This window comes from Thauera chlorobenzoica (assembly GCF_001922305.1).
GTDB classification, from domain to species: domain Bacteria; phylum Pseudomonadota; class Gammaproteobacteria; order Burkholderiales; family Rhodocyclaceae; genus Thauera; species Thauera chlorobenzoica.
Genome location: NZ_CP018839.1, coordinates 1,107,472 through 1,128,026 on the forward strand (window position 1 = coordinate 1,107,472; position 20,555 = coordinate 1,128,026).

A 20,555-nucleotide genomic window follows, 5' to 3' on the forward strand; every position below is an offset into this window, starting at 1 on the left:
GTCGCGGCGCGGCAGCTGCCGAGGCTGCGCTCGGGAGGGGGAGCGCTAGGCTTGAAGTGAGATATGTTCCGTTCTGTTATAGCATGATTCGATAGCTGTTAGATGCTTGGCGTCCTATTGCGAGGAGCAGCGGATGAACAGAATGCAAGCCATGCAGACCCCGATCCCCACCCTCTTCATGCGCGGCGGCACCTCCCGCGGGCCGTTCTTCCTCGAATCCGACCTGCCGGCAGACCAGGCGACGCGCGACCACGTGCTGCTTGCGGTGATGGGCTCACCCGACCGGCGCCAGATCGACGGCCTTGGCGGCGCCCATCCGCTCACCAGCAAGGTCGGCATCGTGCGCAAGAGCGCGGTGCCCGGGGTCGATCTCGACTTCCTCTTCGCCCAGCTGCAGCCCGACCAGGACACGGTCGACACCACGCCCAACTGCGGCAACATGCTCGCCGCGGTCGCGCCCTTCGCCCTCGAGACCGGCCTCGCCCAGGCGCAGGGCGACACGACGACGCTGCGCGTGCTCACGCTCAACACCGACATGCAGTGCGATATCACCGTGCACACCCCCGGCGGCCAGGTCGCCTACGACGGTGACGCGCGCATCGACGGCGTGCCCGGCACCTCGGCGCCGATCAAGATCAACTTCCTCGACACCGCGGGCTCGGTGTGTTCCGGCCTGCTGCCGACCGGCAAGGTCAAGGACGTCATCGACGGCGTCGAAGTCACCTGCATCGACAACGGCATGCCGCTGGTGATCTTGCGCGCTGCCGACGTCGGCCGCACGGGCTACGAGAGCGTCGCCGAGCTCAACGCCGACACCGAGCTGAAGGCGCGCATCGAGCGCCTGCGCCTCGCCTGCGGCCAGGCGATGGGGCTGGGCGACGTCAGCGCGAAGAACTACCCGAAGATGACGCTGATTGCCCCCGCCCGGCACGGCGGTAGCCTTGCCACGCGCAGCTTCATCCCGCACGTCTGCCACGACGCCATCGGCGTGCTCGCCGCGGTCACCGTCGCCACCGCCTGCGTGCTGAAAGGCTCGGTCGCCGAAGGCCTCGCCGTCGTGCCCGCAGGCAGCGTCAAGTCGGTGTCGGTCGAACACCCCACGGGCGAATTCTCGGTCGAGCTCGAGCTCGACCCCGCCGACCCGCAGAACGTCATCCGCGCCGCCCTGCTGCGCACCGCGCGCCTGATCATGCGCGGCGAAGTCATGGTACCCACCTCGGTCTGGAACAAAGGAGACAAGGCATGATCATCGACATCCACGGTCACTACACGACCGCGCCGAAGGCGCTCGAAGACTGGCGCAACCGACAGATCGCGGGCCTCAAGGACCCGGCGGTTGCGCCCAAGGTCGCCGACCTCAGGATCAGCGATGACGAGCTGCGCGAAACGATCGAGAACAACCAGCTGCGCCTGATGAAGGAGCGCGGCTCCGACCTGACGATCTTCTCGCCGCGCGCCAGCTTCATGGCGCACCACATCGGCGACTTCAACACCAGCGCGACCTGGGCGGCGATCTGCAACGAGCTGTGCTACCGCGTCAGCCAGCTCTTCCCGGACCACTTCATCGGCGCCGCGATGCTGCCGCAGTCGCCGGGCGTGAGCCCTTCGAGCTGCCTGCCCGAGATCGAGAAGTGCGTGAAGGAATACGGCTTCGTCGGCATCAACCTGAACCCGGACCCGTCCGGCGGCCACTGGAAGGAGCCGCCGCTGTCCGACCGGCACTGGTACCCGATCTACGAGAAGATGGTCGAGCTCGACATCCCGGCGATGATCCACGTCAGCACGAGCTGCAACGCCTGCTTCCACACCACTGGCGCGCACTACCTGAATGCGGACACCACCGCCTTCATGCAGTGCCTGACCAGCGAGCTGTTCAAGGACTTCCCGACGCTGCGCTTCGTGATCCCGCACGGCGGCGGCGCCGCGCCCTATCACTGGGGACGCTTCCGCGGCCTCGCGCAGGAGCTGAAGAAGCCGCTGCTGACCGAACACCTGCTCAACAACATCTTCTTCGACACCTGCGTCTATCACCAGCCCGGCATCGACCTGCTGACCAAGGTCATCCCGGTCGACAACGTGCTCTTCGCCTCCGAGATGATCGGCGCGGTGCGCGGCATCGACCCCGAGACCGGCCACTACTACGACGACACCAAGCGCTACATCGAAGGCGCCAAGCTCACCGCCGAAGAGCGCCACCAGATCTACGAAGGCAACGCCCGCCGCGTCTATCCGCGGCTGGATGCGGCATTGAAGGCCAAGGGCCGGTAAGGGGAGGAATCGACATGTCCATCAACAATCTCGGCATCGTCAAGCGCAACATCGAGCGCACCGGCGCAGACACCGTGGCACGCCTGGCGCAGTTCGGCGTCGCCACCCTCCACGAGGCGTTCGGCCGTGCGGGCCTGATGAAGCCCTACATGCGGCCGATCTACACCGGCGCCCATCTGTGCGGCACCGCCGTCACCGTGCTGCTGCAGCCGGGCGACAACTGGATGCTGCACGTCGCCGCCGAGCAGATCCAGCCCGGCGACGTGGTGGTGGCCGGCTGCATCACCGACAGCACCGATGGCTTCTTCGGCGATCTGCTCGCCACCTCTTATCGGGCGCGCGGGGCCAAGGGGCTCGTCATCGATGGCGGCGTGCGCGACGTCAAGGATCTCACCGCGATGGGTTTTCCGGTGTTCAGCCGGGCGATTCACGCCAAGGGCTGCACCCGCGCCACCCTGGGCTCGGTGAACGTGCCGGTGGTGTGTGCCGGGGCGCTGGTCGAGCCGGGCGATGTGGTGATCGCCGACGACGATGGCGTGGTGGTGGTGCCGCGTGCGGTCGCTGCCCAGGTTGCCGATGCCGCGGCCGCGCGCGAAGCCAACGAGGCCGCCAAGCGCGCCCGTTTTGCTGCGGGCGAGCTGGGCCTCGATATGTATTCGCTGCGCGAGCCGCTCGCCAAGGCCGGCCTGAAGTACATCGACTGAAATACAAGAAGGGAGGGCCGGGCCGAAGCCGGCAGCCGCCGCACGCCGGCGGCAGGCCTCACCCCCAGCCGCAGCAGAGAGAACACCAGAAGAACACCAGAGGACACCCATGCAATTCGAAAAGACCCCCGGCTGGCTCGACTGGCATGCCGCCCCGAGCAAGCCCCGCTTCCGGCTGCCGGCGGGCGCGGTGGACGCCCACTGCCATGTGTTCGGCCCCGGCGCTGAATTCCCCTATGCCCCCGAGCGCAAGTACACCCCCTGCGATGCGGGCAAGGCCGAGCTCTTCGCCCTGCGCGATCAGCTCGGCTTCGCCCGCAACGTGATCGTGCAGGCGACCTGCCACGGCGCCGACAACCGTGCGATGGTGGATGCGCTGATCCACTCCGGCGGCAAGGCCCGCGGCGTCGCCACCGTGCGCCGCAGCATCACCGACCAGGAACTGCAGGACCTGCACGCTGCCGGCGTGCGCGGCGTGCGCTTCAACTTCGTCAAGCGCCTGGTCGACTTCACCCCGAGGGACGAGCTGCTCGAGATCGCCGCCCGCATCGCGCCGCTGGGCTGGCACGTGGTGATCTACTTCGAGGCCGCCGACCTGCCCGAGCTGTGGGATTTCTTCACCGCGCTGCCGACGCCCGTCGTGGTCGACCACATGGGCCGCCCGGACGTCGCCAAGCCGGTCGACGGCCCGGAGTTCGAGCTGTTCGTGAAGTTCATGCGCGACAACCCGAACGTCTGGTCCAAGGTCAGCTGCCCCGAGCGCCTGTCGCTGACCGGGCCGAAGGCGCTCGATGGCGAACAGAATGCCTACCGCGACGTCGTCCCCTTCGCCCGCCGCATCGTCGAGACCTTTCCCGAGCGCGTGCTGTGGGGCACCGACTGGCCCCACCCCAACCTGAAGGATCACATGCCCGACGACGGCCTGCTGGTGGATTTCATCCCCCACATCGCTCCCACCGCGGAGCTGCAGAAAAAGCTGCTCGTCGATAACCCGATGCGTCTCTACTGGCCCGAGGAGTGTTGATCATGGCTCTCGACAAACCCTACAAGGATATTCCCGGCACCATCATTTTCGATGCCGAGCAGTCGCGCAAAGGCTACTGGCTCAACCAGTTCTGCATGTCGCTGATGAAGGCCGAGAACCGCGCCCGCTTCAAGGCCGACGAGCGCGCCTATCTCGACGAGTGGCCGATGACCGAGGAGCAGAAGCAGGCCGTGCTCGCGCGCGACCTCAACTGGTGCATGCGCACCGGTGGCAACATCTACTTCCTCGCCAAGATCGGCGCCACCGACGGCCTGAGCTTCCAGCAGATGGCCGGCAGCATGACCGGCATGACCGAACAGGAATACCGCGACATGATGATCAAGGGCGGGCGCTCGCCCGAAGGCAACCGCTACCTCGGTGAGGACGGCGACGCCCAGCCCCAGCACCAGCCCCAGGGCGCCGCCGGCAACAACAAGGGAGCCTGACCATGGCCAGAATCACTGCATCCGTCTACACCTCGCACGTGCCCGCGATCGGCGCCGCGATCGACCTCAAGAAGACCGGCGAGGCCTACTGGCAGCCGCTGTTCAAAGGCTACGAATATTCCAAGCAGTGGATGAAGGAGAACACCCCCGACGTGATCTTCCTCGTCTACAACGACCACGCCACCGCCTTCAGCCTGGACATGATCCCGACCTTTGCGATCGGCACCGCGGCTGAATTCGCCCCCGCGGACGAGGGCTGGGGGCCGCGCCCGGTGCCGAAGGTGATCGGCCACCCGGAGCTCGCCTCGCACATCGCCCAGAGCGTGATCCAGGACGACTTCGACCTCACCATCGTCAACAAGATGGACGTCGACCACGGCCTCACCGTGCCGCTGTCGCTGATGTGCGGCGAACCGCAGGCGTGGCCGTGCGCGGTGATTCCGTTCGCGGTCAACGTCGTGCAGTATCCGGTGCCCTCGGGGCGGCGCTGCTTCCAACTCGGCCAGGCGATCCGGCGCGCGGTCGCGTCCTACGATGACGACCTCAAGGTGCAGATCTGGGGCACCGGCGGCATGAGCCACCAGCTGCAGGGCGCGCGCGCCGGCCTGATCAATGCCGAGTGGGACAACCGCTTCCTCGATCGCCTGATCGACGACCCCGCCGGCTTGTCGGAGGTGCCGCACATCGAGTACGTGCGCGAAGCCGGCTCCGAAGGCATCGAACTGGTGATGTGGCTGATCGCACGCGGCGCGATGGCCGATATCGACGGCGGCCCCAGGCCCACCGTCAAGCACCGCTTCTTCCACGTCCCGGCGTCGAACACCGCCGTGGGCCACCTGATCCTGGAGAACAACTGATGGACAAGACGATCAAGGTCGCGCTGGTGGGTGCCGGCGCCTTCGGCATCAAGCACCTGGACGGCATCAAGAACATCGACGGCGTCGAAGTCGTCTCGGTCATCGGCCGCGACCTGGACAAGACCCGCGAAGTCGCCAAACAGTACGGCATCGCCCACGCCGGCACCGAGCTCGCCGACAGCCTGGCGCGGCCTGAAGTCGATGCCGTGATCCTGTGCACGCCGACGCAGATGCACGCCGACCAGACCCTCGCCTGCCTGCAGGCGGGCAAGCACGTGCAGGTCGAGATCCCGCTCGCCGACACCCTGAAGGGCGCCGAGGACGTCGCCCGCCTGCAGCAGGAGACCGGCCGGGTGGCGATGGTCGGCCATACCCGCCGCTTCAACCCCAGCCACCAGTGGGTGCACAACAAGGTCAAGGCGGGCGAATTCAACATCCAGCAGATGGATGTGCAGACCTACTTCTTCCGCCGCACCAACATGAACGCGCTCGGCCAGCCGCGCAGCTGGACCGACCACCTGCTGTGGCACCACGCTGCGCACACCGTCGACCTGTTCGCCTACCAGGCCGGCAGCCCGATCGTCCAGGCCAACGCCCTCCAGGGCCCGATCCACCCCACCCTGGGCATCGCGATGGACATGTCGATCCAGTTGAAGGCCGCCAACGGCGCGATCTGCACGCTGTCGCTGTCGTTCAACAACGACGGTCCGCTGGGCACCTTCTTCCGCTACATCGGCGACACCGGCACCTACATTGCGCGCTACGACGATCTGTTCAACGGCAAGGAAGAGAAGATCGACGTCTCCAGGGTGGCGGTGTCGATGAACGGCATCGAGCTGCAGGACCGCGAGTTCTTCGCCGCGATCCGCGAAGGCCGCGAGCCCAACTCCAGCGTCGCCAAGGTGCTGCCCTGCTACCGGGTGCTGCACCAGCTCGAGCAGCAGCTCAACGCGGCCTGAGCGATAGCCTGCCGGCCGCAGCGCAGACGGTGGAGGCGCGCGCCGCCGCCTGCGTGCTGCCGGCGCCATCCGTGCGGCGGATCGTCCGCGCCCGTCTTTCCGTACCGGAGTCTCCTCATGCAACAACGCACCCTCGGCCCCTTCCAGGTCGGCGCGATCGGCCTGGGCTGCATGAACCTGTCCCACGCCTACGGCGTGCCGCCCGCGCCTGAGCAGGCGGAAGCGCTGCTGCGGCGCGCACTGGACCTGGGCGTCACCCACTTCGACACCGCCGCGCTGTACGGCTTCGGCGCCAACGAGACGCTGCTCGGCCGGGTGCTGGCGCCGTATCGGTCGCGCTTCACGCTGGCGAGCAAGTGCGGGATGACCGGTGTCGATGGCAAGCGCGTCATCGACGGCCGCCCGCAGACCCTCAAGCGCACCTGCGAGGAGGCGCTGCGCCGCCTGCAGACCGAGGTCATCGACCTCTACTACCTGCACCGCTGGGACAGGCAGGTACCGATCGAGGACAGTGTCGGCGCGCTCGCCGAACTGGTAAGCGAGGGCAAGATCCGCGCCATCGGCCTGTCGGAAGTCTCGGCGGCGACGCTGCGCCGCGCCCACGCGGTGCATCCGGTCGTCGCGGTGCAGACCGAGTATTCGCTGTGGACGCGCAACGCCGAGATCGCGGTGCTCGAGGCCTGCCGTGAACTGGGCGTCGCCTTCGTCGCCTTCAGCCCGGTGGGGCGCGGCTTTCTCGCCGGCGCGCTGACTACGCCCGCGCAGGTCGCCGCCTTCGATGCCAGGGACATCCGCCGGGCGATGCCGCGCTTCGCGGGCGAGGCCTTCGCCGCCAACCTGCGCCTGCTCGAAGGCTACCTCGCCCTCGCCCGCGAAGCCGGGTGCACGCCGGCCCAGCTCGCCCTCGCCTGGCTGCTGCAGCGGGGCGAGCACATCCTGCCGATTCCGGGCACGACCCGCATCGACCACCTCGAGGAAAACCTGCAGGCCGGCGAAATCCGTCTCGATGGTGATCTGGTGGCGCGCCTCGATACCCTGATCAACCGCCACACCGTGAGCGGGCCGCGCTATGCGGCGGCGACCCAGGCGGAAATCGACACCGAGGAATTCTGACCGCCGGGACTCGTGCAGCGGCCTCGCTTCGCGCGTGCTTGCGGGAGGAGGAGGGGTGCGTATAATCGATGAACCGTCGGCAATGAACCATCGTTCATGCAAAGCCGGCGGCCGTATTATCCAAATATAATTAGAGGAGACTTCGGTGATGCTTCGTAAACTCGCTCTCGGGCTGGCCGCCACGGCCGTGATGTCCTCCGCACAGGCGCAGGAGGTGGTGCTGAAGGTGGCGCACTTCCTGCCGCCGATGTCGAACATGCATGCTGGCTTTATCGTGCCATGGTGCGACAAGATCGAAGCCGAATCGAAAGGGCGGATGAAGTGCCAGATCTATCCGGCGATGCAGCTCGGCGGCACCCCGCCGCAACTGCTCAACCAGGTGCGCGACGGCGTTGCCGACATCGTGTGGACGATTCCCGGCTACACCCCCGGGCGTTTCCCGGTCTCCGAAGTGTTCGAACTGCCGTTCGTCACCACCACGCACGAGGCGACGGCGCGGGCGGTGTGGGACTTCATCGACGAAAACGCCGCCAGCGAATTCGAGGGGCTCAAGCGCATCGCGAACTGGGTCGTCGGCCCCTACGTGATCCACCTGCGCGACAAGGAGCTGAAGACCCTCGACGATTTCCGCGGCATGAAGATCCGCGCCCCGTCGCGGCTGGGCAACCGCATGCTGACCGTGCTCGGCGCCACCCCGGTGGGGATGCCGGTGCCGCAGATCGCCGAGTCGCTGTCGCGTGGCGTCATCGATGCGGCGATCGTGCCTTGGGAAGTCGTTCCGGCGACCAAGACCCATGAGCTGACCAAGTACCATGCCGAAGTCAGCGGCGGTTATTCGCTGACCACGGCGACCTCGATCTACGTGATGAACCAGAAGAAGTACGACAGCCTGCCGGCCGATCTGAAAAAGATCATCGACGACAACAGCGGGCGTGAAGCCTCGGCCCTGGCCGCGACGGCGTTCAGGAAGGGCGACGAAGGCGGGCGTGCGGCGGCGAGCAACCGCGGCAACCAGATCAACCAGATCCCGCCCGAGGAAGTCGAGCGCTGGAAGAAGGCCGTGCAGCCGGTGACCGATGAGTGGATCGCGGACGTCACGAGCAAGGGCTACGACGGTCGGAAGCTGTACGACCGCGCAACCGAGCTGGTGAAACAGTACTCCAAGGACTGAGCGCCGCATCTGGCGGAAACCGGCCGGGGCCTGTGGGGCCCCGGCCGGTTTTTTTGGTCTGCTCTTCGTAGTCCGACGGTGAGGGGGAGGCGATCCCAGGGGGCCGCAGGGCTGGCGGAAACCGGCCCACCGATCCGCAGCCGGAGCCAGGGCGTGCCTGCGTGGTGAGCGTTCCGGCGCCGCCCGGCTCGATGTGGAACGCGCTTGCGACAAGGGACGTGATGCGTATAATGAATGAATGGTCGTTCAATGTTTGATGTCGAACATTCGCTGTCCGCACCCATCGGAAAAGGGGCTGCGCTCTGCGTCAGGCGGTGAGCGCGGGCTGGTGGGATGGCGCGATATGATCGAATCGGCTATTCATTTTCTGTATACCAGATAGTGCCCAAGCCGGCTGTTGGCGCTCGGCCTCAGGCGGGAGACTCGCCGCACTCCAGAACGCACCCTGGGATCCATTCACCAAACGAAGATGACGAGGAGATTTTCATGAAGGTTCGCAGACTGGCTCTCGGTTTCGCTACGGCCGCGCTCATCCCTGCTGCCGTCCAGGCCGAGGAAGTGCTGCTGAGGGTTGCGCATTTCCTGCCGCCGGTTTCTCCCGCGCATACCAAATTCATCGCGCCGTGGTGCGACAAGATCGCCGCCGAATCGCAAGGCCGGATGAAGTGCCAGATCTACCCGGCGATGCAGCTCGGTGGCACGCCGCCGCAGCTGCTCAATCAGGTGCGTGACGGGGTCGCCGACATCGTGTGGACGCTGCCGGGGTATACCGCCGGCCGTTTCCCGGTGTCCGAAGTGTTCGAACTGCCGTTCTTCACCACCGAGCGTGAACCGTCGTCGCGTGCGCTGTGGGATTTCGTCCAGGGCCATGCGATGCGCGAATTCGCCGGCCTCAAGCCGCTCGCCACCTGGGTCACCGGGCCGTATGTGCTGCATTTCCGCGATAAGGAAGTGAACACGCTCGAAGACATGAAGGGGCTCAAGGTGCGTGCACCTTCGCGCCTGGGCACCAAGCTGCTGGCTTCACTGGGCGCCACGCCGGTCGGTATGCCGGTGCCGCAGATGGCCGAGAGCCTGTCCAAGGGCGTCATCGACGGTGCGCTGGTGCCGTGGGAAGTGGTGCCGGCGACCAAGGCCCATGAGCTGACGAAATTCCATGCCGAGGCCGGTGGCAATCATCCGCTGATTGCGGCGACGATGATCTTCGTGATGAACCAGAAGAAGTACGACAGCCTGCCCGCCGAGCTGAAGCAGGTCATCGACGCCAACAGCGGACGGGAGACTTCGGCGTGGGTGTCGGCACAGTTCATCGAACCGGACGAGGCAGGGCGCAAGGCCGCCGAGGCACAAGGCAACACCGTCAGCCGGATCCCGGTGGAGGACATCGCGAAATGGCAGGCCGCGGCGAAGCCGGTGGCCGAGGAGTGGATCAAGGAAATCTCGGCGAAGGGCCTGGACGGGCAGAAGCTGCATGACGAAGCCGTCGCGCTCGTCGACAAGTATTCAAAATAAGGCAGTCTCGGCGTCGGCGCCTGCGCCAAGCGGCGCCGGCGCCATGTTCGCAGCGAAAACTGGAGGAGGATGGCATGGCTGAATCCGTGATCGAGTCGGTTCACCGACCCTGCGGGGTGATCGGCAGGAGTATCGAGCTGGCCTGTACCGTGCTGGCGTTGCTTGCCGGCCTGATGTTCTGCATCGAGGCGGTAATGTCGGTGGTCAGTGTGGTGGGGCGGGCCGCGTTCAATCTGCCGGTGCCTGGCGACTACGAGCTGGTGCAGATGTTGTCGGCGATGGGAATCGCGATGTGCCTGCCCTACTGCCAGCTCAAAGGCGGGCATGTGTTCGTGGACTTCTTCACCCTGTGGGCCTCGCCCTGGCTGAAGCGGATGCTGGATTCGATGGCCGCGCTGCTGATGGCGTTCTGCGCCTTCGTGCTGGCCTGGAGGATCTGGGCGGGCATGATCGAAATGCGCGAATACGGTGAGACGTCGATGGTGATCTCCCTGCCGATCTGGTGGGGCTATGTGCCGGTGGTGCCTTCTTTCGTACTGCTGGGAATCACCGCGCTGTACACCTTCACCCAGGAATTCTGCAGGGAGAGCAAACGATGAGCGGCAGTCTAGTCGGCCTGACGATGGGCGCGATCATGATGGGGATGCTGGCACTGCGCGTGCAGATCGGCGTCGCCATGTTCCTGACCGGGGCCATCGGTTACATCTGGGTGTCGGGACTCGACCCCTTGCTCGCCTATCTGAAGAACGCCCCTTACGGGCGCTTTTCGCTGTACGACCTCTCGGTGGTGCCGCTGTTTCTGCTGATGGGGCAGTTCGCCACCCATGGCGGGCTGTCGCGGGCCTTGTTCAAGGCCGGCAACGCCTTCATCGGTCACTGGAAAGGCGGAATGGCGATGGCGGGGGTCACCTCGTGCGCCGGCTTCGGCGCGATCTGCGGGTCCTCGCTGGCCACTGCGGCGACGATGTCCCACGTCGTGCTGCCCGAACTCAAGCACCACCAGTACAAGCCGGCGCTGGCGGCCGGTTCGGTCGCCGCCGGCGGCACGCTGGGGATCCTGATCCCGCCCTCGGTGCCGCTGGTGATCTACGCCATCATGGCCGAGCAGAACATCGCCAAGCTGTTCATGGCCGCGTTCCTGCCGGGCATCCTGGCGGCAATCGGCTACATGGTGGTGATCGGCATCGTCTGCCGCGTCGATCCGGCCGCGGGCGGGCCGGGGACGCCGCGGCACTCGTGGGCGGAGCGTCTGAGCACGGTGATCGAGACCTGGCCGGTGTTGCTGATCTTCCTGGTGGTGATCGGCGGCATCTACGGCGGGCTGTTCACGCCGACCGAGGCGGCCTCGATCGGCGCGCTCGCCACCGGCGTCGCGGCCTGGCGCTCGGGCGGGCTGAAAGGTGCGGGGTTGATGGAGTGCCTGTACGGCACTGCCAAAGGAACCGGCATGATGTTCCTGATCCTGCTCGGTGCCGACACGCTGAATTCCTTCATGGCGCTGTCGCAACTGCCGGCGGAGGCGGCGGCCTGGGTGCAGGAAATGGGCTTCGGTCCGTTCACCGTATTGTTCTCCATCATCCTCATCTACCTGCTGCTGGGCTGTGTGATGGACAGCCTGTCGATGATCCTGCTGACGGTGCCGATCTTCCTGCCGATCGTCCTCGGCATGGAGTACTGGGGCCTGGGACTGGAAGAAAAGGCGATCTGGTTCGGGATGGTGGCGCTGGTGGTGATGGAGGTCGGCCTGATCACGCCGCCGGTGGGGATGAACGTCTACATCATCAACGGCGTGGCCAAGGACATTCCGATGGCGACGATCTTCCGCGGCGTGCTGCCTTTCCTCGCCTCGGACATCCTGCGCATTTTCCTGCTCGTGTTCTTCCCCAGCATTTCGCTGGTGGCATTGTGGGTCTTTAACTAGCGCTCCGGCCGGGCGGGCGGATGAGTCGCTCGCCCGGAGGACTGCGAAAAAAACCGCCGCCGGAACATCCGGCGGCGGTTTTTTGCCGATTGAGTGCGGTCCGTCTTTACTCGGAGTACTTTTTCACCAGGGCGACGGCGTCGTCGTACAGCTTCTGGCCGTCTCCGCCCCGGGCGCTGCTTTCCTTGATCCACTCGGCGGTCACCGGCAGGGCGGCGGTCTCCCAGCGGGCCATCTCAGCGGCCGGAATTGAATAGATGGTGTTGCCGTTGGCGGTGGTCTTCTCCCGCCCTACGGCGTCCGCAGCGACGTGCTGGGCGGCGACCCAGGCGGAGAATTCGCGCCCGCTGTTGTTGTCGATGACCTGCTTCAGCTCGGCAGGCAGGCTGTCGTACCTTTTCTGGTTCATCACGTAGATCATCGTCGCCGTGGTCATCGCCCGCTCCGCGCCGGACTCCGCATGGAACCTGGTCAGTTCCTGGGTCTTGGTCGCCGGCACCACTTCCCACGGGATCAGCGCGCCTTCGATGACGCCCTTGGACAGACTCTCGGCCATCTGCGGCACCGGCATCCCCACCGGGGTGGCGCCGAGCGAAGCCAGCAGCTTGTTGCCCAGGCGTGAAGGCGCACGCACCTTCATGCCCTTCAGGTCTTCCAGGTTCTGGACCTGCTTGTCGCGGAAATGCAGCACGTTGGGGCCGTTGACCCACACCGCGAGCGGTTTGATGCCGGCGAACTCGCTCATCGCGTGGGTCTGGACGAAATCCCACATTGCACGCGCGGACGGCTCGTGCGTGGTGGTGACGAAGGGCAGCTCGAACACTTCCGATACGGGGAAGCGGCCGGGCGTATACCCCGGCAGGGTCCATACCACGTCGGCGACGCCATCGCGCACCTGGTTGAGCAGTTGCGGCGGGGTGCCGCCGAGTTGCATCGCCGGATAGATCTGGCACTTCATCTTGCCCTGCGATTCGGCGGCGATCTTGTCGCACCAGGGCGCGATCACCTTGGCATGCATCGGCGTGGTCGGCGGCAGGAAGTGGGCGACCCTCAGTACGACTTCTTCGGCCTGCGCCGCAGCCGGCAGCAGCAGGGTGGAGATGAGGCCAAGTGCGGTGTTGCGGACTTTCATCGTGCGTCTCCTCCGGGAAAATCTCGTGACCGAAACTGAATGAACGGTTATTCAGTATAGCGGAAGAGTTTTGATCGTCCAGCGTTATCTATGCGGGTTATCTATGCGGGCTGGACGCCGGGTTCAGATGTAGGTCGCCGGCCGCTTCGGCGCGTGGCGCATGTGCAGCGACAGCCCGAGCGCGGCGAGGTGGCTGGCGTTGCGCCCCAGGATCGCCTGCGACAAAGGCAGGTATTCGGTTTCCTCGAATTCGGCGTGGGCGCGATAACGGCGGACCAGGTCCTCGATGTCGGTCACGTCGAGTTCGCTGTCCTGGCCTTTCGCCACCCGCTTCAGTCCCGGCTCCAGGCGCTTCCAGGCGGCTTCGAGCTCGCGGTGCTCGTCGGTCAGGCGGCGGGCGAGGGCCTGCACCCGCTCCGACTCCGCGCCTTCCTCGGCGCTGGCGAGGACGGCGGGGAACAGCTCGCGCTCTTCGTCGAGGTGGTGCTCGAAGATCGCTTCGCGGAAAAATTCGAGGGCGCTGGCGGCGATGATCCGGGCCCGGGTGGCGGGCTCCAGCAGCGCAGGCAGCTGGCTCAGCATGTCGAGCTTGCCGAGGATGCCGGCATGGCACTGGGAGAAGTCCTGGAGTGGCGCGTTCTTGTCCGTCGTCGGGGCAGAGGGGGTCATGGGAATGTCCGTCCGGTTGTGCAAAAAGGGAGCTGTACCGTGCGCGGCCGCCGTTCAGTGGGCGCTCATCAGGGCGGGCAGCCAGGTCGACAGGGCCGGAACCGCGGCCAGTAGCAGCAGCACCAGCAGCACGACCGCGAGGAAGGGCGCGGTGGCGGAGAACAGCGGGCCCATGCGGATGTCGGCCTGGACCATGGCGATGTAGAGCCCGGGTCCCACGGGCGGAGTCACCAGGCCGATCACGGTGGCCATCGTGCAGATCACGCCGAAGTGGATCGGGTCGATGCCCAGGCTGGTGACGACCGGCATCAGCAGCGGCACGACGACGATCAGCACGCTGATGCTCTCGAGGAACATGCCCAGGGTCAGCATCATCACGATCACCAGCACGAGGAAGACGAAGGGCGAGTCGGTGAGGCCCTGCATGTATTCGACCACGAGGTCGGGCACGCCCTGGAAGGCGAGCACCCAGCTCAGCACCGAGGCGGCTGCGATCAGGCCGGTGATGGTGGCGGTGTTGATGCCCACTTCGAGCAGGATCCTGCCCAGGTCGCGCGGCCCGATTTCCCGATAGGCAAAGCCCAGCATGAGGGAGATGATCGATGCCACCGCACCGGACTCGGTCGGCGTCATCACTCCGGCCATGATCCCGGTGATCACCACGACCGGGATCAGCGCGGGCACCAGGCCTTCGAGCAGGACCTTGAGCGAGGCCTTGCGTGCGCTGCGGCTGCCGGCGGGCAGGCCGGGGCCGAACACGCCGAACAAAAAGATGACCAGGGCGAGCGCGGATACGATCAGGATGCCGGGCACGATGCCGGCGATGAACAGCGGTGCGATCGGCTGCACGGCGACGACGCCGTAGATGATCATCAGCATCGAAGGCGGAATGATCGGCCCGAGCAGGCCGGCGGAAACGGTGACCGCCCCCGAGAAGGCGCGGGGGTAGCCCATGCGCTCCATGGCCGGGATCATGACCTTGCTCATCACCCCGATCTGCGCCACCGCCGAGCCCAGAATCGAGGCCGCCATCGCGTTGGTGAATAGGTTGGCATAGGCGAGGCCGCCCTTGATGCCGCCGACCAGGACTTCGGCGACCGCGATCAGGCGCTGGGTGAGGCCGGCCCTGTTCATGATCTCGCCCACCAGCAGGAACAGCGGAATGGCCAGCAGGCTGTTGATTTCGAGCGCGCCGTAGAGCTGGATCGGGATCGAGTCGTAGAGCACCGCGAGCTCGCTGGTGGCCATGAACACGACGGCCGCGGCGAGGATGCTGCCGATGATCGGCAGGCCCGCGAACAGCAGGCCGAAGAACACGAGCAGGGTGATCATTGCGCCGCTCCGCGCAGGGCGCGCACTTCGCGCACGATGGCGGCGAGCTGGTGCCAGGCCATCACCGTCAGGGCCAGCGGCAGCACCGTGTAGTTGTACCAGCGCGGCAGCTGGGTGGTGGCGCCGAGCTCGAGGCGAACGTCGGGGCGGGCGACCCATTCCCAGCCGAGCCAGGCGACGAACGCGAGCAGCGCCAGCATCACGCCCCCCAGCACCGCGAGCAGGGCGTGGCGGCGGCGCCCGGACAGGGCGCGGGGGAGGAAGTCGATGCTCACCAGCATGCCGTGGTGGACGAGCAGGGACAGCCCGAACAGGGTCGCGAACACCAGCATCTGCACCGAGATTTCCTCCGCCCAGAAGATCGGGGCGGAGAAGAAGTAGCGCATCACCACCTGGCTCATCATGATGCCGGCGATCGCGCCGGTCAGGCCGATGACCAGGCCGCGCTCGATCCGGGCCAGGCCGTGGTCGATCCCTTGGATGAACTTGAACATCTGCGTCGATTCCTTCGCTGAATGCGTGCGGGCAGACGCCGCCCGCTGCGCGGCGTCGCCTGCCTTTTCCCAGGGGGCGCTCAGAGATCCTTGGCCTGGTTGTAGAACTCGGCGATCAGCGGGTTCTTCGCGGTGTACTGATCGCGCACCTTGCTGCCGACTGCGCGGAAGGAATCGATGTCGGCGTCGACCACCGTGACGCCGTCGGCCTTGGCCTTGGCGAGATTGTCGCGGTCTGCCGCGATCGCGGCCTGGAAGCCCCATTGCTCGGCTTCGGCGACGACCTTGGCGATCAGCGCGCGCTCTTCCGGGGAGCGGCTCTGCCACCACTTCTTGGAGGCGACGATCGCCGCCGGGAAGGCCATGTGGTTGGTCAGCGTCAGGTAGGGGGCCTGCTGGTGAAATTTGAGACCGACGAGGGCGTCGAGGTCGACATCCACCGCGTCGAGCAGCTTGGTGGTGAGCGACGGCGCGACTTCGGACAGCGGCATCGCGGTCGGCGCGGCGCCGTTGGCGTTCCACCAGTCGTTGTACACCGGGCTGGGGAAGGAGCGCACCTTCTTGTTGGCCAGATCCTTGGCCGCAGTCACCGGCTGCAGCGACAGCACGTGGCGCATTCCGGCGAAGGCGTAGCCCAGCCCGACCAGGCCGTGCTGGTCGAGGCGGGCGAGCATTTCCCGCGCCGCCGCAGTGGTGGCGGCGCGCGAAGCGTGGGCGACGTCCTGGAACACGTAGGGCAGCGACCAGCCGAGGAAGGACTCCTCGCGGTTGGAGAGGCCGCCGACGGTAAATACGCCGAGGTGCTGGGCGCCGACCTGCATCAGGTTGATCATCTGCGCTTCGTTGCCCAGCTTCTGCAGCGGACTGACCGCCACTTTCATCTTGCCCTGGGTGGCCTTTTCCAGCTCGGTGGCGATTTTTTCCGACACCTGGTGCCAGACGTGGGTGGGCGGGGTGATATGGCCGAGCTTCAGGGTCTGGGCGTGGGAGGTGAACGCGAGGGTGGACAGGGCGAGGGCGGCGAGGGTGGCGCGCGCGGCACGGGCAGCGTCGATCAGTTTCATGGGTATGTTCTCTGTGGGGTGGGGTGGGGGCGGGGCAAGGTATTCAGCGCACGGGCTTCAGCGCGCATCGGGCTGTGCGCCCGGAGCGGCGCGCCGGAACGCGTCGAGCTCGGCGCAGGCGGCATCGATGGCGACGATACTCGGGTAGGGGGCGAGGTCCACCTTGAAGCGGCGCGCGCTGTCGACCTGCGGCACCAGATAGACGTCGGCCAGACCGGGCGTGTCGCCGAAGCAGAAGCGCCCGCGCCGCCGGTCGGCGGCGAGCATCGCTTCGAGCGCCTCGAAGCCGGCGCTGATCCAGGTGCCGCACCAGGCGTTGACCGCGTCCTCGCCGGTGCCGAGCTGCTGGCGCAGGTATTCGAGGATGCGGCGGTTGTTGATCGGGTGGATGTCGCAGCCGACGATCGCCGCCATCGCCCGCACCCGGGCGCGGTCCTCGGTGTTCGCCGGCAGCAGCGGCGGGGTGGGGTGGCGCTCCTCGAGCCATTCGATCACCGCCGGCGACTGGATCAGGGTCAGCTCGCCGTCGACCAGCGCCGGCACCAGCTGCTGCGGGTTGACCGCCCTGAACGCGGCGCCGAGATGCTCCTCGGTGCGCAGATCGACCGGCACGTAGTCGTAGGCGATGCCCTTCAGGTTGAGCGCGATGCGCAGGCGGTGCGAGCTGCCGCTGCGGAAGAAGTTGTACAGCTTCATCGGCCCGCCCTCGCTCAGTCCCGCGCCAGGCAGTTGGTGACGTTCCAGCCGTAGAGCCATTCCATGGCGTCGTAGAAGCGTTCCGGCGTGCGCCCCTTCCACAGCTCGTTGCGCACCAGGCGCTCGACCCCCTTGGCGTGGTAGATGCGGCCCATCTCGCGCGAGGACAGCACGATGCGCGCGGTGCGGGCGACGCGCGAGCGCTGGTAGAGGTCGAAGGCCTTGGTGAAGTCGTTGTCGTTCACGCGCAGCGCCTCGCCCAGCGTGACCGCGTCCTCCAGCGCCATGCACGCACCCTGGGCCATGTACTGGGTGGTTGGGTGGGCGGCGTCGCCGAGCAGGGTGACGCGGCCGTACGTCCATTGGCCGATCGGCTCGCGGTCGGCGGTGGCCCAGCGCTTCCAGCTCTGGGGCAGGTCGATGAGCTGGCGCGCTTTCGCGCAGATGCCCTGGAAGTAGCTCTGCACCTCTTCCTTGCTGCCTTCGGTGACGCCCCATTCTTCCTGGTTGCGCGAGTGGAAGGTGACGACCACGTTGTACTGCTCGCCGCCGCGCAGCGGGTAATGCACGAGGTGGCAGTTGGGGCCGACCCAGATGCTGGCGGCGTTCCACTGGAGGTTCTCGGGGAAGTCCTTCTTGTCGATCACGGCGCGGTAGACGACGTGGCCGGTGACCCGTGCCGGGTCGCCGACGTATTGCTGGCGCACCACCGATTTCACCCCGTCGGCGCCGATCAGGGCGATGCCCTGGTGGGCGGTGCCGTGCTGGTCGTACACGGTGACGCTCTGTTCGTCCTGCTCGATGCGCTCGACCCGGGTCGAGGTCAGGAACTCGACGCGGCCGGTTTCCTGCGCGCCTTCGAGCAGCGACAGGTGCACGTCGACGCGGTGGATCACCGCGTAGGGGTTGCCGAAGCGCTCGATGAAGGCCTTGCCGGTGGGAATCTTGCCGACCTGGTACTCGTCGAGGGCGTCGTGCATCACCATGTAGTCGGTATAGACCGCGCGGCCGCGCGCCTTGTCGCCGATGCCGAGGGCGTCGAAGGCGTGGAAGGCGTTGGGGCCGAGCTGGATGCCGGCGCCGATCTCGCCGATCTCGGCGGCCTGTTCGAGGACCTTCACCCGGAAGCCCTGGCGCACCAGGGCGAGAGCGGCGGCGAGGCCGCCGATGCCGCCGCCGGCGACGAGCACGGGAAGCGGCTGCGGGGTTGCTTGCTGGGTCATGGATGTCTCCTCCGTCAGGGGCGGGTTTATTCGGCCTGGCCGATGTTCAGGACGATGTCGCCGACCCCGTCGACGTGGCCGGTAATGTGGTCGCCCGGCTTCACCGCGCCGACGCCTTCCGGCGTGCCGGTGTAGATCAGGTCGCCCGGTTCGAGGTGATAGAACTTCGACAGGTCGGCGATGATTTCGCGGATGTTCCAGATCAGCATCGACAGGTCGGCGCGTTGCTTGGTCTCGCCGTTGACCTCCAGGTGGATCGCGCCCTTGTCGAGCACGGCCTGGCCGGCAGCGGGGACGATCTCGGTGCAGACGGCCGACTTCTCGAAGTTCTTGCCCAGGTCCCAGGGCCGGCCCTGCTCGCGGGCGACGAGCTGCAGGTCGCGGCGGGTCATGTCGAGACCGGCGGCATAGCCGTAGATCAGCTCATCGGCCTCGGCTTCGGCGACGCGGAAACCGGCCTTGCCGATCGCGACCACCAGTTCCATTTCGAAGTGGTAGTTCGAGGTGCCGGCCGGGTAGGGCACGGTGGCGCCGGAGTCGACCACGGTGGAGGCGTCCTTCAGGAAATAGAAGGGGCTCATCGTCGCCTTGTCCACCGGGCGCCCCATCTCCACCGCGTGGGCGTGGTAGTTACGGCCGACGCAGAAAATGCGCCGCACCGGGAAGCGCACCCCGGTGCCGCGCACGGGCAGGGAATAGACCGGCGACGGGGCCCACAGGTATTGGATTTCGCTCATGTTCTCGCACTCTCGGATAGGAAATGGGAATCGGGATAGTGCGCCGTTCAGGGGCGCACTTCATAGACGCCGAGCTTCTTGTGCAGCGGGCTTTCGTCGGCGATGAAGAGGAAGGCGGGCTCGCTCGTCGAGCGGTTCTTCAGGCTCACCGGGGTGTAGCCCGGTGCGCAGCAGGTGTCGGCCGGCGCGAGGGCGAAGGGGGCGCCGTCGATGGCGACTTCGGCGCTGCCCTCGATCAGGTGGAACACCATCGCCGGCGAGCGCACCGGCAGGTTCAGGGTTTCGCCCGGACGCAGCATCAGCGCCGAGTAGCCGAGGATGTTCTGGCAGTCGGCGCCGGTCTCGGGGTTCACGTAGGCAACCTGCACCGCCTCGAGCTGCGGCTGCGACTCGGCCAGGCTCAGCAGCGCGGCGCGGGCCTCCGCCCAGGGGTAGCGCAGCATCGGGTACTGGTGCGCGCTGCCGCGGCTAAACACCGGCGAGGGGACGATGCCGCCGTGCGCGTAGCTGCGCTCGGTGAGGGTGGCGCGCACCTCCTGTGCCCGGCCCTCGACGTGGTAGGAGGTCTCGGTGTAATACACCAGCGGCAGGTCGAGCACGTCGAGCCAGATCACCGGCTCGCTGCCGTCGTGGCCGTGTTCGTGCCACAGCCCGGTGGGGGTCAGGATCAGGTCGCCGCGGCGCATCGGACACTTTTCACCGTCGACGGTGGTGTACGCCCCTTCGCCTTCGACGATCATGCGGACCGCATTGGGGGTGTGCTTGTGCGCGGGCGCCCACTCGCCCGGCAGCAGCAGCTGCATGCCGAGGTAGATGCTCGAGCTGGCCTGCATCTTCTCCAGGCCGTGGCCGGGGTTGGCGAGCACCAGCACGCGGCGTTCGGCCTTCTCGATCGGGGTCAGCTCGCCGGCCTGCAGCAGCAGCGGACGCAGCGCGGCGTAGGACCAGCAGGTGGGGCGGGTGCGCAGCGCCGGCTTGCCGGGGGGCAGCACCGCGCGCAGGCTGGGCCACAGCGGGACGAGGTTTTGTGCGCTCAGCGCTTCGCGGTATTCGAGGGGCAGGTCTTCGAGGGTGCCGAGTTGCTGCATGGTGAGCTGTCTCCGGGGGCAGGAAAAACCGACGTATCGGAATTTCTTTAATATGGATCAAAATAATTTCTACGGCTCGCACTGTAGCGGCGGAGCAGAATTCAATCCATGCACGGAATCGAATAAGATCGATTCTAAAACGCAA

At 66.6% G+C, this 20,555-nt stretch carries 21 protein-coding genes; 12 read left to right on the plus strand and 9 right to left on the minus strand.

What is annotated here, in order from left to right; translation table 11 throughout:
* Nucleotides 1–133 precede the first annotated feature (133 nt).
* The 12 genes from Tchl_RS05275 to Tchl_RS05330 all read left to right on the plus strand — a co-directional run bounded on the left by Tchl_RS05275 (nucleotide 134) and on the right by Tchl_RS05330 (nucleotide 11,975).
* Nucleotides 134–1,246 carry a 4-oxalomesaconate tautomerase gene (locus Tchl_RS05275; protein ID WP_232311661.1) on the plus strand — a complete coding sequence of 371 codons (1,113 nt, stop codon included), beginning with the start codon at nucleotides 134–136 and terminating at the stop codon, nucleotides 1,244–1,246.
* Nucleotides 1,243–2,268 (plus strand): amidohydrolase family protein, encoded by a 1,026-nt coding sequence (locus Tchl_RS05280; protein WP_075147475.1) that lies wholly within the window; start codon nucleotides 1,243–1,245, stop codon nucleotides 2,266–2,268. The genes Tchl_RS05275 and Tchl_RS05280 overlap by 4 nt, the downstream gene beginning before the upstream one ends.
* A 14-nt stretch (nucleotides 2,269–2,282) precedes the next feature.
* Nucleotides 2,283–2,972: a 4-carboxy-4-hydroxy-2-oxoadipate aldolase/oxaloacetate decarboxylase gene (gene ligK / locus Tchl_RS05285; protein ID WP_198158991.1), complete on the plus strand. Its 690-nt coding sequence runs from the start codon at nucleotides 2,283–2,285 to the stop codon at nucleotides 2,970–2,972.
* 109 nt (nucleotides 2,973–3,081) lie between these two features.
* Nucleotides 3,082–3,996, plus strand: coding sequence for an amidohydrolase family protein (locus tag Tchl_RS05290; RefSeq protein WP_075147476.1), 915 nt, complete (start codon nucleotides 3,082–3,084; stop codon nucleotides 3,994–3,996).
* A 2-nt stretch (nucleotides 3,997–3,998) separates the two neighbouring features.
* A complete protein-coding gene (ligA, locus tag Tchl_RS05295) occupies nucleotides 3,999–4,442 on the plus strand; it encodes a protocatechuate 4,5-dioxygenase subunit alpha (protein WP_075147477.1) in 444 nt (147 codons plus the stop codon).
* 2 nt (nucleotides 4,443–4,444) lie between these two features.
* Nucleotides 4,445–5,299 (plus strand): class III extradiol dioxygenase subunit beta, encoded by an 855-nt coding sequence (locus tag Tchl_RS05300; protein WP_075147478.1) that lies wholly within the window; start codon nucleotides 4,445–4,447, stop codon nucleotides 5,297–5,299.
* The gene (locus Tchl_RS05305; protein WP_198158992.1) at nucleotides 5,299–6,258 is read left to right on the plus strand and encodes a Gfo/Idh/MocA family oxidoreductase; all 960 of its coding nucleotides are present in this window, start codon (nucleotides 5,299–5,301) and stop codon (nucleotides 6,256–6,258) included. The genes Tchl_RS05300 and Tchl_RS05305 overlap by 1 nt, the downstream gene beginning before the upstream one ends.
* A 117-nt stretch (nucleotides 6,259–6,375) precedes the next feature.
* Nucleotides 6,376–7,371 carry an aldo/keto reductase gene (locus tag Tchl_RS05310; protein ID WP_075147479.1) on the plus strand — a complete coding sequence of 332 codons (996 nt, stop codon included), beginning with the start codon at nucleotides 6,376–6,378 and terminating at the stop codon, nucleotides 7,369–7,371.
* Nucleotides 7,372–7,519: 148 nt separating this feature from the next.
* Complete coding sequence (locus Tchl_RS05315; protein ID WP_075147480.1) at nucleotides 7,520–8,542, plus strand: TRAP transporter substrate-binding protein; 1,023 nt, start codon at nucleotides 7,520–7,522, stop codon at nucleotides 8,540–8,542.
* A 486-nt stretch (nucleotides 8,543–9,028) separates the two neighbouring features.
* Entirely contained in the window at nucleotides 9,029–10,054 is a 1,026-nt protein-coding gene (locus Tchl_RS05320; RefSeq protein WP_075147481.1) for a TRAP transporter substrate-binding protein, read from the plus strand.
* Between the two features lie 74 nt (nucleotides 10,055–10,128).
* Nucleotides 10,129–10,653, plus strand: a complete 525-nt coding sequence (locus tag Tchl_RS05325) for a TRAP transporter small permease (RefSeq protein ID WP_075147482.1) — start codon at nucleotides 10,129–10,131, stop codon at nucleotides 10,651–10,653.
* Nucleotides 10,650–11,975 (plus strand): TRAP transporter large permease, encoded by a 1,326-nt coding sequence (locus Tchl_RS05330; protein ID WP_075147483.1) that lies wholly within the window; start codon nucleotides 10,650–10,652, stop codon nucleotides 11,973–11,975. Before Tchl_RS05325 ends, Tchl_RS05330 begins: the two co-directional genes overlap by 4 nt.
* A gap of 106 nt (nucleotides 11,976–12,081) precedes the next feature.
* Here Tchl_RS05330 and Tchl_RS05335 read toward each other — a convergent pair whose 3' ends face one another.
* The 9 genes from Tchl_RS05335 to Tchl_RS05375 form a co-directional block, all read right to left on the minus strand.
* Entirely contained in the window at nucleotides 12,082–13,107 is a 1,026-nt protein-coding gene (locus Tchl_RS05335; protein ID WP_075147484.1) for a TRAP transporter substrate-binding protein, read from the minus strand.
* 123 nt (nucleotides 13,108–13,230) lie between these two features.
* Nucleotides 13,231–13,776: a hemerythrin domain-containing protein gene (locus tag Tchl_RS05340; protein WP_075147485.1), complete on the minus strand. Its 546-nt coding sequence runs from the start codon at nucleotides 13,774–13,776 to the stop codon at nucleotides 13,231–13,233.
* A gap of 54 nt (nucleotides 13,777–13,830) precedes the next feature.
* Nucleotides 13,831–15,108, minus strand: coding sequence for a TRAP transporter large permease (locus tag Tchl_RS05345; RefSeq protein ID WP_083945160.1), 1,278 nt, complete (start codon nucleotides 15,106–15,108; stop codon nucleotides 13,831–13,833).
* On the minus strand, nucleotides 15,105–15,602 hold the full coding sequence (locus Tchl_RS05350) for a TRAP transporter small permease (RefSeq protein WP_075147486.1): 498 nt from the start codon (nucleotides 15,600–15,602) through the stop codon (nucleotides 15,105–15,107). The genes Tchl_RS05345 and Tchl_RS05350 overlap by 4 nt, the downstream gene beginning before the upstream one ends.
* Before the next feature lie 80 nt (nucleotides 15,603–15,682).
* The gene (locus Tchl_RS05355; RefSeq protein WP_075147487.1) at nucleotides 15,683–16,666 is read right to left on the minus strand and encodes a TRAP transporter substrate-binding protein; all 984 of its coding nucleotides are present in this window, start codon (nucleotides 16,664–16,666) and stop codon (nucleotides 15,683–15,685) included.
* Between the two features lie 57 nt (nucleotides 16,667–16,723).
* The gene (maiA, locus tag Tchl_RS05360; RefSeq protein WP_075147488.1) at nucleotides 16,724–17,362 is read right to left on the minus strand and encodes a maleylacetoacetate isomerase; all 639 of its coding nucleotides are present in this window, start codon (nucleotides 17,360–17,362) and stop codon (nucleotides 16,724–16,726) included.
* 14 nt (nucleotides 17,363–17,376) lie between these two features.
* The gene (locus Tchl_RS05365) at nucleotides 17,377–18,585 is read right to left on the minus strand and encodes a 3-hydroxybenzoate 6-monooxygenase (protein WP_075147489.1); all 1,209 of its coding nucleotides are present in this window, start codon (nucleotides 18,583–18,585) and stop codon (nucleotides 17,377–17,379) included.
* 26 nt (nucleotides 18,586–18,611) lie between these two features.
* Complete coding sequence (locus Tchl_RS05370) at nucleotides 18,612–19,322, minus strand: fumarylacetoacetate hydrolase family protein (protein WP_075147490.1); 711 nt, start codon at nucleotides 19,320–19,322, stop codon at nucleotides 18,612–18,614.
* A 47-nt stretch (nucleotides 19,323–19,369) separates the two neighbouring features.
* The gene (locus Tchl_RS05375; RefSeq protein WP_075147491.1) at nucleotides 19,370–20,410 is read right to left on the minus strand and encodes a cupin domain-containing protein; all 1,041 of its coding nucleotides are present in this window, start codon (nucleotides 20,408–20,410) and stop codon (nucleotides 19,370–19,372) included.
* Between the last annotated feature and the right edge of the window lie 145 nt (nucleotides 20,411–20,555).